The sequence below is a fragment of the Clostridioides sp. LIBA-6622 genome, from assembly GCF_056716095.1.
This window is the reverse complement of the sequence record NZ_CP196998.1, coordinates 260,155-276,453: the sequence shown is the minus strand read 5'-3', so window position 1 is coordinate 276,453 and position 16,299 is coordinate 260,155. Positions and strand designations below refer to the sequence as shown.

Genomic DNA, 16,299 nt, shown 5'->3' with positions numbered 1-16,299 from the left:
AAAAATTTGAATTACCCTTGAATCTGACACCATGTTAGGGTATATCATACATTCAGAGAGGTGAATAATAGATGATAATAAACAATTATAAAAAACAAAGTATTATTACAAATCCTAGAATATTTGAAAATGAATATCAAAATTTGCCAAGCTCTCCAATAGAATTACTAAAAATAGTTCAGAACCTAGTAATTCATGGAGACCAAGGGAAACTATATGGTATAACCCTTAATAAGCAACAAACTGATGAAGAATTACTTCGTACAGTCCCCCAGATGTTAGAAAAAATATTACAAATAGATTCTCATCCTTTAACTATTCCAAGGAAACCAAAACAGAGATTGGTTGGAATGTGCAGAAACTATTCTTTACTTCTTGTATCGTTCCTAAGGTATCGGGGTTTTGAAGCTAGAATGAGAGCTGGTTTTGCTAATTATTTTGATAGCGAACTTCTTTATGAGGACCACTGGCTTGTAGAATATTATGATACTATAACAGAAAACTGGATAAAAATAGATGCACAGATAGATAGTGTACAAAAAAAATATTTTCAAGTTGAGTTTGACACACATGATGTAAAAAAAGGAGATGGATTTTTAACTGGTCCAGAAACTTGGATAAGTTGCCGACAAGGTCATACTCACCCAGATGACTTTGGATATAATAAAAATTGGAAAGGTTGGCATTCTGTAAAAGGCAATCTTCTACATGACTTTAACAACATAATTGGTTTGGAATTACTTCCCTGGGATTTATGGACAGAATTAAGTTCTAAAAAGTACAATCAATTGACAAGAGAAGAAAAAAATTTGTTAGATGAAATGGCCGATATATTATCAAATAGCAACATCAAAATAGAAGACCTCAACTTATTAATAGAAAAATTACCTGAAGATTATTTTTCATCAATCTTTTCTCAGTTAAAAATATTCGGTATTTCAGAAACAAAAAAATTATGTAATCCTTTTGAGCTAGAAAAGAAATTCAAACTTACAGAAACAACAAATAAGCCAATTAAACATTCACTTTGTCACAATAAGCCTTCTATCTATTTAAAAGGAGGAAGACAAAATAATTTAAAGGATGTTGAAGTAACAATCCCCAAAAATCAAATAACTGTGATTACAGGTGTAAGTGGTAGTGGGAAATCATCTCTAGCATTTGATACAATTTATGAAGAAGGTAAAAGGCGCTATTTTGAAAATCTAAGTAGTGGAGCAAAACTTTCAGAACAGCTCCAAAAACCTGATTTTGATTTGCTTCAAGGATTAACACCCACTATCGCTATCGAACAAAAAAAGGGAAGTCAAAATCCTCGTTCTACTGTTGGTACTCTTACAAGCATTTGGGATTACTTACGAATGCTATTCGTATCAATTGGGAAAAGCTACTGCCCCTATTGTAAAATTCAGCTATCAAAAAAGAATAGTACAAAAAATTATTGCCCACATTGCAAAACTATTTTTTCTAAAATAAATACTTCAACATTCAATACTAATTCCCATACTGGTGCTTGTCATAATTGTAATGGATTAGGTTTTACCTATCAAGTTAACCCTCAGTTAATTATAAAAGACCCTACTATTTCAATATTAGATGGTGCCACTTACTATTGGGGAAAATTGAGAGGCAAAAAACCAAATGGCAATTGGATGGTAGGTGAATTATATGCAATAGCAAAAGATAAAAATATTGACCTTGATATGCCTTGGAATGCATTACCAAGAGATTTTATAGATGCAATATTATATGGTACAGGCAATAAGATATATGAATTTAGTTTTGAATCAAGGGGTCGAGAATCAAAGATTAAAAGACCTGCTTCAGGAGCAATCAATCATATCCAAAGGCTTTTTAGGGAATCTAGTTCTCAAAATAATACATTGCATCAATATATGGACAAAATTCCTTGTTCTACATGTAGTGGTGAATTACTATGTATTGAAGCTAGGTTTACCACAATTAAAGGCTATAGATTCCCTAAACTAATAAAAATGACCATAGAGCAATTATGGAATTGGTTGTGTGAATTACCAAATCAACTTCAACAAAATGAACTATATTTAGTAAATGATATCTTAACAGAATTAAAAATTCGAGTTAGTTATTTATTAAAGATAGGTCTTAGCTACCTATCAACAGATAGAACAGCTCCAACTTTATCTGGAGGTGAACTACAGAGAGTACGATTATCTAGTCAACTGGGAAGTGAGTTGGTAGGATTAACATATATCCTGGATGAACCATCTATTGGTTTACATCCCAGAGACCATAATTTAATCATCCAAACAATTAAAGAGCTAAGAGATAAGGGAAATACAGTTATAGTTGTAGAACATGATAAGGACACAATATTATCTGCTGATTATATTGTTGATGTGGGTCCAAATGCTGGTACAAAAGGTGGTTTTATTATTGCAAAAGGTACCACTCAAGAAATTATAGAAAATCCAAACTCTATAACAGGTCAATATCTGAGAGTAACTGATAAGGTAAGTTCACAATATAAAATTAAACCAAATAATTGGTTAAGCTTAAAGGGATGCCATGCAAATAACTTAAAAAATATTGATGTGGAAATCCCATTAAACTGCATGTGCTCTATTACAGGTGTTAGTGGCTCTGGTAAAAGCTCTCTTATATTTCACAGTTTACTTCCTGCTTTAGAAGAAAAACTAAATCAGAAAGCTATTCCAAATAAAAAGTATACTGAACTTACTGGATTTGATACCATTGATGATTTTATATTAATGGACCAAACACCTATTGGAAAATCTAATCGCTCCATACCTGCTACTTATATTAATATTTTTGATGAAATTCGCTCTCTTTTCGCAGAGACTACTAAAGCAAAGGAAAAACTATTTGATGAAAGCCATTTTAGTTTTAACAGCAAAAAGGGACAATGTCCAAACTGTCAAGGACTAGGTAAAACAAAAGTTACTCTACAGTATATGGCAGACCATTGGATAACTTGTAACGAATGTCATGGTAAAAGATATAAAAAAGAAATACTGTCTATACAATATAAAGGAAAAACAATTGCAGACATACTTGAGATGGAAATAGAAGAAGCAAAAATATTTTTTAGTGACTGTCCTGATATATATAGAAAACTCTCTATATTAGATGAAGTGGGGCTTGATTACTTAAAATTAGGTCAAAATACATTAGGATTAAGTGGGGGAGAATCTCAGAGAATAAAATTAGCAAAAGAGCTAGGAGCGAAAACTAAAAAACGAATGCTATATATATTAGATGAACCTACCACTGGACTTCATTTTAAAGATATAGAGAATTTATTAATTACTTTCAGAAAACTAGTGAATGAGCAACATTCTCTTTTAATTATTGAACATAATACAGAAGTTATATGTGCTTCTGACTGGATTATTGATATAGGTCCAGATAGTGGTATAAATGGAGGAGAAATCATTGCTTCAGGAACGCCTGACGAAATAAGAATGAATCCAAATAGCATTACAGGACATTTTATATAAAACAAACAATTAACTTTAATATATCACTGTGATAAAATATGACTACTATAAAAATTATTATATCTTTGTAATATAAGGAAAGGAAATCAAATGAATTGGCAACATATAAGAATACCTAATGGAGATACAACTATTTTTTGTAATTCATTCATCACTGGAAAATCTTCTATGAATATTATTGTTACACATACCCCTATTGTTACTACTCTTGAGATGCAACAAGCTTATGAGCCACTTACTCAATATAATGTAAATATTTTTGCTTTTGACTTTTCTGGAACAGGTAAAAGTGATGGGAATGAAAAAGATTTTTCTCGTAATTCAATCTTAAAAGACTTAGATTCTGTTGTTACATATATAGAAAAAAATTACTCTTCTAATATACATTTATATGGGAATACTGGTATTGGTGGTATGTTTGCACAATATTATGCATGCTCAAATAATAAATTAAAAAGTTTTGCTCAGTTTGCTTGTGTTGATTATAAAAATACTACAGGAATAGGTTATCCCTATCCCACTGTTAAATTATTAAACTTTTTTCTCAAACTTCTCCCTAATTTTCACATAACAGTAAAGCCACCTAAATATGAAGGTTATAACGAAGTCTATGATAACGAATTTTATAAAGTATTTGAAAAGAAAAATCCTCATGTTTGGAAAAATAGCACAAAAATAATTAATACTATGTTAGAATGTTTTATTGCACAAGATAGTACAATTAAAAATGGAATTAGCATACCTACACTTGTCTTTAAAACACTTCATGACAGATATTTTAAAAGACAATATTTTGATAGTTATTATAGTTCATTAAAATGTAAAAAGAAACTTGTTGAGATTAATAATGTTCATAATAGTTACTATTTAGACAGTGACAGATTTTGTCAAGAAGTATATGATTGGTTTGTAGAAAATCAATGATGTGTATAAGTTATGTTAATAAGTAAATATTATATTAATAGTCAATGTAATTGCTTCAACATTAAGTCAACATATGTTAAACTTAAATGTCTAAATAGCCTTATTCTATGGCTATTTGGACATTTTTACTATTGGTTGATATAGGTAATAGCTCACCCAAACACAGAGCTTGTATATCGTGTCTGAGTGATGGCATTATAAATAAAAAAGTATCCCTACTATACCACTTATTAGCATAATTATGATGGGATTGGTTTTCCATTTACGCACTATCAATAACATAACACAAAATATCATTAATGCAATCCAATTTAATTTATTAAATATAGAGTTGAGATATACTGTACTTGTTCCAAATAATGCAAGGATTATAATTGTAGTTGCTGCTGAGATAATTAGACCTAATGATGCTGACTTCAAACCATTTAACACTTCAAATATGTAAGTAGAATTCTGGTTTCTTTGAAAAAAGTTATATAAAAATAGAGATATTGCTACCCCACACAATACACAACCTAAGGTAGCTGAAACTGCTCCCCAGAACCCTCCAATTTGAAGCCCAACAAAAGTAGAAGTATTAACAGCTAATGGACCTGGTGTCATTTGTGAAATAGTTATAATGTCTGTAAACATCTTTTCGCTTATCCATTCAGTTTGGTTTACTACTTGCTCTTGAATTAAGGGTATGATTGCATAACCACCACCAATACTAAGCAAGCCTATTTTTAAAAATATAAGAAATAAGTTCCAAATTGTATTCATTTATTTTTCCTCTTCTTGCAGAATACTCTCACTACGCACACACAACAACAAACAACTAATATGAGAGCTACATTTATACTCATAACAAAATTTGCAAAGAAAGCAACAGGTATCATAGCTGATAAAAATATAGACTTTTCTTTTAGTATCATCGAGCACATGTCAATAATTAAATCTACTATTAGTGCAGCAACTCCAGCCTGCATTCCTTTTAATATAGCATTGACAATAGCATTGGATATAAAAGTTGTATAAAATACTGATACTAACCCGAGAATAACTAGTGGTGGTATTATAGCAGATATACAACTAATGATAGCCCCTAAAGTACCTGCTACTCGGTAACCTGCTAAAGCAGATAAATTGATTGCAATTGCTCCAGGAGTTGATTGTGCAATTGCTGCCATACTCATCAAATCATCCTCTGTAAAATATTGCTTCTGTTTTACAAAATAACGTCTAACCATAGGTACAACTACATACCCTCCTCCAAAAGTAAACGTGCTAATGAATAAGTTGATAGTTAGAAGCCAAAAACATGTTTTTTTGCTTTTATTCAAAATCTATCTCCCTCTTTCTTCCTTACCTTATTTAGTATACCCCTTGCCTTGTAATCTGTAAAATGATAGAATTTGATAGAATCAATTAATTTTATTCATGTCTAGTGAGGATATTTATTATGAATATAAGATATTTAGAGATTTTAGAAGCAATCGAGCAAACAGGAACATTCACAGGTGCTGCAAAAAAATTACATATTACACAATCTGCAGTATCTCACGCCATAGCTGAACTTGAACAACAGGCTGGCACCGCACTATTTGATAGATTTCCAAGAGGAGTATGCCTGACTAGTTGTGGTATTTCTCTTTTAGAAGAAGCTCGCAGTATACTAACTGCTTGTCGCAATTTAGATAAAAAAATCAGCCATTTAGAGGAATGTACGCCTATAAATATTGTATCAAGCATTACAATTGCTTCTTTTTTACTTCCACCAATTTTAAGTCGATTGAAGAATTCATTTCCATCTCTTAAAGTGAATGTACGTGTTGAAAGTGCTAATTCAGCTATGGATATTTTAAAAAGTGGAGAAGCCGATATAGCTTTTTGGGAAGGTATAGAACCACAAGGAGCATTTCGCACAATTCTATTAAGCTCATATAAATTATGTGTTGCATGTGCTCCAACTTTTCCTTTATCAGAACAGGTAATATCTCTGCACCAATTATGCACGTTTCCATTGTTGTTGCGTGAAAAAGGAAGTGCTGTTCGTGATACTTTAGACAGTGTATTATCACTTTCTAGCCAAAAAGCTTATCCTGTTTGGGAAAGTGTTAGTTCTTTTGCTCTTATTAAAGCTGCAGAGGCAGGATTAGGTATAACCATTTTACCAGAAAATTTATTATCAGATTCACTATTACATAATAAATTACGATTGGTTAAATTAGATGGAATAGATATGGAAAATAGAATGTTAGCAATCTTTCATAAGGATAAAAATATCACACAACCTTTGAAAATAATATTAGACAATTTAACCCATATACTCTAGTTTAAAGATTTAATTTTTTAACATCAATTTTTTTAAATAAAAAAAGTGTGTATTATTCTTTAATATTGTGATATTTTAATTATCACCACTCTTTAGAATAATACACACTTTATTTTAGACATCATCTAAACTGAAATAAGATGATAGTCTCTATTGTATATGTTTTAAATTAATAATATATTCTTGTTTACCTTTCTCAACTCTAAACTTATCATTTTTGTTAGGATAAATAGTCACAACATTATCTTTATACTCTGATTCATCATATTTTATATTAAGTGGCATAACTTCAGATTCTGCACATAGATAGGTAACAGGTTTATCTTTGTTCATTACAACAATCTGTACCGTGCCATCACCCTTTGGAGATGATATATTTCTCCATTTATATCCTACTGTTTTATATATATCCTCTGCGGATGTCCCAGATTTAAAAACATATATTTTATCCCATTCAGGAGTTGTTACTTCTGATAATCTTATTTCGCTCTTATCTTTACTGACTTTATTAACTGAAGAAATGAACTCTCCAAATTTTTCATCTTCTTGATTTTTTTCAAATTTAACTAATTTACTAGTTTTATCAACCACATTCCATTTGTCATTATTTTTCTCTAATTTAAAGTTAATCTTAGAAATACATTCTCCATGTTTCCCTGGTTCAGTAACTATAACATTTTCTCCTGATTTATTTTTATAATCATGTTGCTCAATTTGAACATGATTATGTCCAGCAACTATAGCATCAATTCCATCAACTTGTTGTGCTAAGTCTTGTATTCTATTTCCTGGATTTCTAGGTTTTTTAGGTTTTTCACCTGTATGTGCAACGGCTACTATGATATCAGGTTTCTCTTTTTTCATTATATTAACCCATTTTTTAGCATCCTCCACTAAATCATTCATATATAATTCACCATTATATCCTTCTTGGTCTTTTAACTCTAATGATTTAGAATCTACAAGCCCTCCATCTTTCCATTGTTTTCTCTCACCAACTTCTTTTATTGTAAGCCCTAAAATCCCAAGCTTTACATTTCCTTCAGGCGTATTAATATTTTTTATTATGTATGGTTTTGTATAATTTTCTCCATTTTTTTTATAAGTATTTGCTGATAATATATTTATTTTTTGTTTTTCAAAATCAGATATCATATTATCTAAATAGAATTTATTATTAGATATGAATTCATGATTACCAAGGACTGCAACATCATAACCTACTTCTTTCATATCTTTTGAAATAGGGGTTTCGATATAGTTTTCAGATTCACTATCATTATTTTTTTGTCTAGCGCTAAAATAATCATTCATACTGCTACCTGATACTTCCCCACTATCAAAAAAATCTCCAGCATCTACTAAAGTTAGATTTTTATCTTTTTCTCTTTCTTCTTTTACATAAGAAGTTAATTCATAAGGTATCACACCATGTAAATCAGTAGTCGCTAACACATTTATTTCTGTTGTTTTCTTTGAGGCACATCCAGACATCAGTACTGCAAATAGAAAAGTAACTACTATAATTGTTTTATTTTTCATAATCCCTCCATCTTTTAAAATATTCATTTTAATTTATTAACTACCAAGTTATTTTATAGTATTAATATTAATACATTATGTACAGAAATCATCTTTATTTTCATATACATAAAATGTTAAAAATTAAAAAACTAGATAACTTAATCTCTAGTCTTTTTTATCTTATCTTACTTAATATCATTTTCAATATTATCCAGTCTTTGCTAATAAGTATAATTTATGTACTTATTACTGTCAAGTTTACCTCACCTCCTCTACAATATATCTCAAAGTTACCTAATTCTTATCTACTCAATTTATTAACTACTTCTATTTGCTCCAATTTATGCAACCTTCTCAATTTAACTTAATTTAATAATAGAAGCTTTTTAATAGAGAAACTACAGGGGAAATTTATCATAATCAACACATCTAGTCTGTTTTTTGAAGTAAAATAACATTCATGTGCATAAATTTATTCAATTTTCAAATAATCATGTTGAATAATAACTAATTCTGTTGTATTATTGTAGTTGTAGAATAAAACTAAATCGGCAAAGCTAGAGAAATTTAGTGACGCAAAGCTATAGGGACTAAGACTTATAAAATTAATTATGAGTTATGTCAGCCAGTTGCCAAAAAGATATATTCTTTTTGTTTTTCATGAAAGTTTTTTAGGGGGATAAATATATTATGTTTGGAGATAAAATGGACAGATGTACACATATATTGACTGCTTATATTGGTAGTTCATATGATTATTGTGATTTTATAGATACACAGCTAGATGATTTTATACTAGAGTACGGAGAAAATGTGGTAGAATCTTGCCTACATCAGGTGATGATATTGGTAAGTAAGTATAATTAGGTAGGTTTTATTTTCTAGAGAAACCTTTTTAGTTTTATCTACATTTAAATAATCTTATTGTAAAAAATTTAAATATCTTTGTAGGAAGTGAAAAAGCACAACTCTATCAAAAAATGTTTACTTACAATTATAGGGTTGCATTTCTAGTACATTTATATTTGATTGTTATAAAAGAACTAGAATCAAACACATAGAACCAATAATCTGAAAGATTTAATTACTTTTATGATTATTGGCCTATTTTTATTACATAACACAAAGTAGCAAAATGGAATTGTACAGTTTTTGATATGTATGATATAATTATCACAAATATCAAACTAGGGAGGAAAAATAAATGAATTTCCATTGTGAATTTAATTACTACTTTGAAACACTAGGACTTCTCTCTTATTGCAATAATTTTTCTACAGCAAAGATAGAATTAATAGAAGAATTAAATAGATTGGGTGTTGATGGAGAAAAAGTATATAATACTCATATGGCTGATTGGGAGAAACTGATTACCACTTTTGATAAAATGAAGGTCATAAATGAAGATTATGATTTTTATTTTAAGAACATCATTAGTGAAGAAAAGAATTTTTATATATTTATAATTGCTATAGTGTCAGAATATTTCGAGTCATTTGATGATGAAAAAAAATCTGATGATTGTTTTCGAAAATTTTTTATTGAGTTAATTTGTATTATTGCAGAAAAAAGTAGTATAGATAAACAACTTTCCTCTTTAGAATTCTACGAATTTCTATCTATATTGGATTTTAATGAAAGTGAAAAGTGGAAATTTTTTTCATTCTATCAATCTCCTAGAAAACTTATTAATAAACTCTTTACACTAATACATTCAAATTTATCTATATGTGAAAAATTATATCTTGAAATTGATACTAAAACACTAATTTCAAAATCTTCCATTTTGCTTGAGAATTCAAAGGAAAAGAATGTAATCTCAAAGAGGGGAAATGGACTTCCTATTTATCCAACTTTCATAAACCCTTTATTTCAAATAATTTTAAAAACAAAATGCTATTTTGGATTACTGAATTTAGATATGTTTAGCGAAAATGGTTTTTCTAAAGAAATTGATGATAACATATTGATAAAATTAAAAGCACTTTCAGATAAAAGTAAGTTTCAAATATTAATTTATTTAAAAAATAAACCAATGTATAGCTTAGAATTGGCTAATGAGATTGGGTTATCTGCTGGAACGATTTCACATCATATGGCAGTTCTACTACAATTAAACTTGGTCAATATAGAAAAAAAATCTGGAAGAGTTTATTACCAATTAAATAGTGATGAAATCGAAGAAATAATAAAAGGACTTGAAAATCTATTATTTAAATAAATTTGATTAATGTAGATAAATTTAAAAAGCTATAAGCCTTGAAGTCACAAGGCTTATAGCTTTTTTATCTGTTATTCCCACTCGATAGTACCTGGTGGTTTTGATGTTATGTCATAAACTACTCTATTTACTCCATCAACTTCATTTATTATTCTATTAGAAATTCTTTCTAATACATCATAAGGCATCTTATACCAGTCAGAAGTCATTCCGTCAGAAGAAGTAACTGCTCTTAAACCAACTAGATAAGCATATGTTCTTTCATCTCCCATAACTCCAACAGTTTTAACATCTGGTAATGTTGCAAAAGCTTGCCATATTTCTCTATATAAACCTGCTTTTCTAAGCTCGTCCATATAAACAGCATCAGCTTCTCTTAAGATGTCACATTTTTCTTTAGTTACATCACCTATAACTCTTATTCCTAGACCTGGCCCTGGGAAAGGATGTCTAAATATTAATCCTTCTTCTATACCAAGTTCTAATCCTATTTTTCTAACTTCATCTTTAAATAACTCTCTTAATGGCTCTACAATTTCTTGGAAGTCTACATCTTCTGGAATTCCACCAACATTGTGATGAGACTTTATTGTAGCAGCATTTCCATGTCCACTTTCTATAACATCTGGATAGATTGTTCCTTGAACTAAGAAATCCATTTTTCCTAATTTATTTGACTCTTCCTCAAATACTCTTATAAATTCTTCACCTATTATTTTTCTCTTAGCCTCTGGTTCAGAAACACCTTTTAATTTAGATAAGAATCTATCTTCTGCATTAACTCTTATTAGATTTATATCAAATTTCTCTCTGAATATTCTTTCTACATCATTTCCTTCATTTTTTCTAAGTAATCCATGGTCAACAAATATGCAAGTTAAATTGTCCCCAATTGCTCTATGAATAAGAACTGCTGCAACAGAAGAATCAACTCCTCCACTTAAAGCACATAAAGCTTTTTTATCACCTATTTTTTCTTTTAATTCTTTTATTTTATCTTCTATAAATGAATCTGTAGTCCAGTCACCTTTTACTTTACAAATATTGTACAAGAAATTTGTAAGTATTTTATCGCCTTCTAAACAGTGTTCTACTTCTGGATGGAATTGAACTCCATATAAGTTTTGTTCTACATTTTCCATAGCTGCTACTGGACAATCATTAGTATTTGCAACTATATTAAATCCTTCTGGAACTTTTTCTATTAAATCCGTATGACTCATCCATACACTATTTGTAGTTATACCTTCAAATAATGATGATTTTCCATAAGTTATAGATGTCTTTCCATATTCTTTTTCTTGTTTATTACCTTTTCTTACAACTCCGCCTAATACATGAGACATTATTTGAATACCATAGCATATTCCAAGTATTGGAACTCCTAGTTCAAATATTTCTTTTGATATTGTTGGTGAATCTTCTAAATATGCACTATTTGGTCCACCAGTAAATATTATCCCTTTAGGATTTTTTTCTTTTATTCTTTCTATGCTTGCAGTACATGGAAGTATTTCACAATATACGTTGTTTTCTCTAACTCTTCTAGCTATCAACTGATTATATTGTCCTCCAAAATCTATTACAAGTACTAATTCATGTTTCATAAATTTACATCTCTCCTTGTATAATATAGTTTTTATATATTTATTTTAACACAATACAGTCTAAATTATATTAAATCTTTTTACACAAAAAACCTGTATAGTAACTTCCATAATTTCTAACAAAAGTGAAATTACTATACAGGCTTCCAAAATGCCCTTTATCTTATAGCCAACACATAGGGAGTATAACTCAGCCTACACATTTACTTAACTAGGTCTTTTGGTATAATAATTTCACTCATAGTCAAGATATTTACGGTATCTTGGTAGAGACTCTCAGACCATATTTCTGAGCATATACGAGTGAGTTTATATTTTATATATTTTTTTCTGTTTGCTTTTATTTAATAAAGCTGAGTATTAATTTATCAAAATTTATTGCTTATGTCAATAAGTTTTCACTAAATTTTTCTTTTATTCTAAAATTTATATCATCAAACACTTTTTTTATAGGAATATCTTCATTTTTTGCTATAGTTTTACATTCATCATATTCTGGAGTGGCCTTTACCAGTTCGTCTTTATAATATCCTAATTTTACTGTAACTACTCCATATTTTGTATCCAATTTTATAAATTTTCTATCTAGAATTTCTCTATTATAAGCATTATATCGCACTCCAAATGTGCTAGTTTCTAAAAGTAATATTTTAATAAATTTTTCTAAATCTGATTCATTACATAAAATTGACACTTTTGTTGCAGGCCTATTCTTCTTCATATAAATGCTCTCTGTGTAAATATCTAATGCTTTCTCACCTAATGCCTTTTCATACAAATAAGAATAGATTTCTGAAGACATATCATCGATGTTTGCACTAATTTCATAAATTAATTCTTCTTTTTTTTTTCACCTAATACAGTTCTCAACATGTTTGGAACTTCAAACTTCTTATGACCTATCCCATATCCAATTTGTTTTGGAGAAAACTCAAACTCATCCACAAACTCATCACATAAAACTTTTATGATTGCAGCCCCTGTTGGAGTCGTGCATTCTCCTTTTATATTATTTAATTTAATTGGTACACCTTTTAAAATTTCCATAGTTGCAGGTGCAGGTATAGGTATAATTCCATGTTCACATTTCACAAAACCTGAACCAACAGTCACTGTACTAGCACAAACTTTATCTACACAAAGTAAATCAACCAATATAGAGGCTCCTACTATATCTACAATTGAATCTATAGCCCCTACCTCATGAAAATGTATCTTATCTATTGTAGTTCCATGAACTTTAGCCTCTGCTTCTCCAATTACCATAAATATTTTTTTTGCTTTAGATTTTACATTTTCATTTAAGTCACTTTCATCTATAATCTCAAATATATCCACTAAATTTCTATGTGTGTGTGTTTCTTTTGTAATTACTTCTACCTTTGTACCTACTATTCCATTCTCATTTTTTGAGCTGATGTTTATATTAAATTCATCACTCATTTCTAGTTTATGAATTTCCTCCAAAAAAATTTCCTTAGGTACACCTAAATTTAATAAACTTGCAAGGGTCATATCCCCTGATATGCCACTTATTATATCAAAATAAAGTATTTTTTCATTCATATATGTCTCCTCAATTTTAATAATAAAATATAATAGAAGTTAGATTTTATTATATAATTTATGTTTAATTTATATCAATGTATTTATTATAGTTTATTTATCATTGCTGCTAAATATCCTGCTCCAAATCCATTATCAATATTTACAACAGATATTCCAGATGCACAACTATTTAACATAGCTAGTAATGCTGCTAAACCTCCAAAATTTGCTCCATATCCAACAGAAGTCGGAACAGCTATTACTGGAACATCAACTAATCCTCCAACTACGCTTGCAAGTGCACCTTCCATTCCTGCAACAGCCACTATTACTCTAGCACTGTCTATTTTATTTCTTTTATTTAAAAGCCTATGTATGCCTGCCACTCCTACATCATAGATTCTATCAACATCATTACCTAGAAATTTAGCTGTATAATATGCTTCATCTGCTACTGGTATATCAGAAGTTCCTCCTGTAGCAATCACAATTTTGCCCTTTCCTATATTTTTTATAGCATGATTTTGAATTTTAAGAATTTTAGATAACTCTTCGTACTCAGCATGATTATAGATTTCTTTAATTTTTATAAAGGTTTCTTTTCTACATCTTGTACCCAATATATTAGAGCCTTTTTGATTCATTTTATCAATAATTCCTAAAATATGCTCATCACTCTTTCCTTCACAATAAATAACCTCTGGGTATCCATTTCTTAGTTCTCTATGATGGTCTATATTTGCATATCCAAGGTCTTCATATGGTAAATCTTTTAATCTATCTAATGCAACATCTATATCGATGTTCTCATTTTTAACTTCTTCAAGCAACTTTCTTAAATCCATACTCTCGCATCCTTTTTAATTTTGATTTTTTATCTAATAACAATTATACCTCAATTAGTATTTGTGTAACATTACTTATACAGAAAAGAACTATTCCAACTTAGAAATTAAAACTAAGTCGAAATAGTTCTTTATATTAAGATTTATGTTCTAAATTTTTTAAATTACATCATACCTGGCATTCCGCCACCCATTCCTGGCATTCCTGCATCTTCTTTCTCAGGAAGGTCAGCAACAGCAGCTTCAGTAGTTAAGAAAGTACCTGCTATTGATGCAGCATTTTGTAAAGCACTTCTACTAACTTTAGTTGGGTCAACTATACCAGTTTCTATCATATTTACATATTTTTCATTTAATGCGTCAAATCCAGTTTCCGCTTCAGAATTAACAACATTTTGTACAATTACAGCACCTTCAAGACCAGCATTTATAGCTATTTGTCTTAATGGCTCCTCTAATGCTTTTTTAACTATTTGAGCACCTAGTTTAACTTCTCCTTCTAAACTGTCAACTAGTGTACCTATTGCTGGTATAACACTAACAAAAGCAGTTCCTCCACCAGCTACTATTCCTTCTTCTACTGCTGCTCTAGTTGCATTAAGAGCATCTTCTATTCTTAGCTTTCTTTCTTTTAACTCAACTTCTGTAGCAGCTCCAACTTTTATAACAGCTACTCCTCCAGCAAGCTTAGCTAATCTTTCCATTAGTTTCTCTCTATCAAAATCTGAAGTAGTTTGCTCTACTTGATGTTTGATTTGAGCTACTCTATCTTCTATAGCTTTTTTATCTCCAGAACCATCTACTATTGTAGTGTTTTCTTTAGTTACTTTAACAGATGAAGCTCTACCTAACATAGATAAATCAGCTTCTTTTAAATCATAACCTAATTCTTCTGATATTACTTGAGCACCTGTAAGTATTGCTATATCTTGAAGCATTTCTTTTCTTCTATCTCCAAATCCTGGTGCTTTAACTGCTACTACATCAAATGTTCCTCTTAATTTATTAACTACTAATGTAGACAATGCTTCACCTTCTACATCTTCAGCTATTATCAATAATTTCTTACCTTGTTGAACTATTTGCTCAAGAACTGGTAATAATTCTTGTATGTTAGATATTTTTTTATCAGTAATTAATATATATGGGTCATTTAAAACTGCTTCCATCTTATCTACATCTGTAACCATATATGCAGAAACAAATCCTCTATCAAACTGCATACCTTCAACCGCATCTAATTCAGTATTCATAGTTTGAGATTCTTCGACAGTTATAACTCCATCTTTGCCTACTATTTCCATAGCCTCTGCTATTAATTTTCCAACTTCTTCATCACCAGCAGATATAGAAGCAACTTGAGATATAGCTTCTTGTGTTTCTACTATTCTTGATTGATTTTTTAATTCTTCTACTGCTACTATTACTGCTTTTTGTATCCCTTTTCTTAATAATATTGGGTTAGCCCCTGCTGTTACATTTTTTAAACCTTCTCTTATTATAGCTTGTGCTAAAACTGTAGCAGTTGTAGTACCATCTCCAGCTACATCATTAGTCTTTGTTGCAACTTCTTTAACTAATTGAGCACCCATATTTTCAAATCTATCTTCTAACTCTATCTCTTTTGCTATAGTTACACCATCATTAGTTATAAGTGGAGAACCGAATTTTTTATCCAATATAACATTTCTTCCTTTAGGTCCTAATGTTACTTTTACTGTATCTGCTAATTTATTTACACCAGCTTCTAAAGCTCTTCTTGTTTCCTCTGAAAATTTAATTTCTTTAGCCATTTTAAACCCCTCCTAATAAACTT

The 16,299-nt window shown here is 29.7% G+C and carries 11 protein-coding genes, 1 pseudogene and 2 riboswitches; of the genes and pseudogenes, 5 read left to right on the top strand and 7 right to left on the bottom strand.

Annotated features, from left to right (window positions below):
* The first annotated feature begins 71 nt into the window (after window positions 1–71).
* Both uvrA and ACTG47_RS01595 read left to right on the top strand, forming a co-directional pair.
* Window positions 72–3,500, top strand: coding sequence for an excinuclease ABC subunit UvrA (gene uvrA, locus ACTG47_RS01600; RefSeq protein WP_479925850.1), 3,429 nt, complete (start codon window positions 72–74; stop codon window positions 3,498–3,500).
* Between the two features lie 90 nt (window positions 3,501–3,590).
* Entirely contained in the window at window positions 3,591–4,424 is an 834-nt protein-coding gene (locus ACTG47_RS01595) for a serine aminopeptidase domain-containing protein (RefSeq protein ID WP_479925849.1), read from the top strand.
* Between the two features lie 195 nt (window positions 4,425–4,619).
* Here ACTG47_RS01595 and ACTG47_RS01590 read toward each other — a convergent pair whose 3' ends face one another.
* Both ACTG47_RS01590 and ACTG47_RS01585 read right to left on the bottom strand, forming a co-directional pair.
* Window positions 4,620–5,186 carry a chromate transporter gene (locus tag ACTG47_RS01590; protein ID WP_479925848.1) on the bottom strand — a complete coding sequence of 189 codons (567 nt, stop codon included), beginning with the start codon at window positions 5,184–5,186 and terminating at the stop codon, window positions 4,620–4,622.
* On the bottom strand, window positions 5,183–5,746 hold the full coding sequence (locus tag ACTG47_RS01585) for a chromate transporter (RefSeq protein WP_479925847.1): 564 nt from the start codon (window positions 5,744–5,746) through the stop codon (window positions 5,183–5,185). The genes ACTG47_RS01590 and ACTG47_RS01585 overlap by 4 nt, the downstream gene beginning before the upstream one ends.
* A 104-nt stretch (window positions 5,747–5,850) precedes the next feature.
* On the opposite strand from ACTG47_RS01585, the gene ACTG47_RS01580 reads away from it, so the two are divergent.
* Window positions 5,851–6,738 carry a LysR family transcriptional regulator gene (locus tag ACTG47_RS01580; RefSeq protein ID WP_479925846.1) on the top strand — a complete coding sequence of 296 codons (888 nt, stop codon included), beginning with the start codon at window positions 5,851–5,853 and terminating at the stop codon, window positions 6,736–6,738.
* A gap of 150 nt (window positions 6,739–6,888) precedes the next feature.
* Here ACTG47_RS01580 and ACTG47_RS01575 read toward each other — a convergent pair whose 3' ends face one another.
* The gene (locus ACTG47_RS01575) at window positions 6,889–8,280 is read right to left on the bottom strand and encodes a metallophosphoesterase (protein WP_479925845.1); all 1,392 of its coding nucleotides are present in this window, start codon (window positions 8,278–8,280) and stop codon (window positions 6,889–6,891) included.
* 522 nt (window positions 8,281–8,802) lie between these two features.
* Window positions 8,803–8,899, top strand: a riboswitch (cyclic di-GMP riboswitch).
* Between the two features lie 53 nt (window positions 8,900–8,952).
* Between ACTG47_RS01575 and ACTG47_RS01570 the strand changes: the two genes are divergently transcribed.
* Both ACTG47_RS01570 and ACTG47_RS01565 read left to right on the top strand, forming a co-directional pair.
* Complete coding sequence (locus tag ACTG47_RS01570) at window positions 8,953–9,129, top strand: hypothetical protein (protein WP_479925844.1); 177 nt, start codon at window positions 8,953–8,955, stop codon at window positions 9,127–9,129.
* A gap of 337 nt (window positions 9,130–9,466) precedes the next feature.
* Complete coding sequence (locus ACTG47_RS01565; protein WP_479925843.1) at window positions 9,467–10,483, top strand: ArsR/SmtB family transcription factor; 1,017 nt, start codon at window positions 9,467–9,469, stop codon at window positions 10,481–10,483.
* A gap of 71 nt (window positions 10,484–10,554) precedes the next feature.
* On the opposite strand, the gene guaA is transcribed toward ACTG47_RS01565, so the two are convergent.
* From guaA to groL, 4 genes and pseudogenes are all read right to left on the bottom strand, one after another.
* Complete coding sequence (guaA, locus tag ACTG47_RS01560; RefSeq protein WP_479925842.1) at window positions 10,555–12,090, bottom strand: glutamine-hydrolyzing GMP synthase; 1,536 nt, start codon at window positions 12,088–12,090, stop codon at window positions 10,555–10,557.
* Window positions 12,091–12,311: 221 nt separating this feature from the next.
* Window positions 12,312–12,413, bottom strand: a riboswitch (purine riboswitch).
* Window positions 12,414–12,472: 59 nt separating this feature from the next.
* A pseudogene (gene larC / locus ACTG47_RS01555) lies at window positions 12,473–13,656 on the bottom strand (nickel pincer cofactor biosynthesis protein LarC).
* 86 nt (window positions 13,657–13,742) lie between these two features.
* Window positions 13,743–14,483 (bottom strand): nickel pincer cofactor biosynthesis protein LarB, encoded by a 741-nt coding sequence (gene larB, locus ACTG47_RS01550; protein WP_169467539.1) that lies wholly within the window; start codon window positions 14,481–14,483, stop codon window positions 13,743–13,745.
* A gap of 164 nt (window positions 14,484–14,647) precedes the next feature.
* On the bottom strand, window positions 14,648–16,276 hold the full coding sequence (gene groL / locus ACTG47_RS01545; RefSeq protein WP_169467540.1) for a chaperonin GroEL: 1,629 nt from the start codon (window positions 16,274–16,276) through the stop codon (window positions 14,648–14,650).
* Between the last annotated feature and the right edge of the window lie 23 nt (window positions 16,277–16,299).

Coding starts and splice junctions, on each gene's coding strand:
- ACTG47_RS01595 (WP_479925849.1), top strand. CDS start 3,591: ATGAATTGGCAACATATAAGAATACCTAATGGAGATACAACTATTTTT.
- guaA (WP_479925842.1), bottom strand. CDS start 12,090: ATGAAACATGAATTAGTACTTGTAATAGATTTTGGAGGACAATATAAT.
- groL (WP_169467540.1), bottom strand. CDS start 16,276: ATGGCTAAAGAAATTAAATTTTCAGAGGAAACAAGAAGAGCTTTAGAA.
- larB (WP_169467539.1), bottom strand. CDS start 14,483: ATGGATTTAAGAAAGTTGCTTGAAGAAGTTAAAAATGAGAACATCGAT.
- ACTG47_RS01565 (WP_479925843.1), top strand. CDS start 9,467: ATGAATTTCCATTGTGAATTTAATTACTACTTTGAAACACTAGGACTT.
- uvrA (WP_479925850.1), top strand. CDS start 72: ATGATAATAAACAATTATAAAAAACAAAGTATTATTACAAATCCTAGA.
- ACTG47_RS01570 (WP_479925844.1), top strand. CDS start 8,953: ATGTTTGGAGATAAAATGGACAGATGTACACATATATTGACTGCTTAT.
- ACTG47_RS01590 (WP_479925848.1), bottom strand. CDS start 5,186: ATGAATACAATTTGGAACTTATTTCTTATATTTTTAAAAATAGGCTTG.
- ACTG47_RS01575 (WP_479925845.1), bottom strand. CDS start 8,280: ATGAAAAATAAAACAATTATAGTAGTTACTTTTCTATTTGCAGTACTG.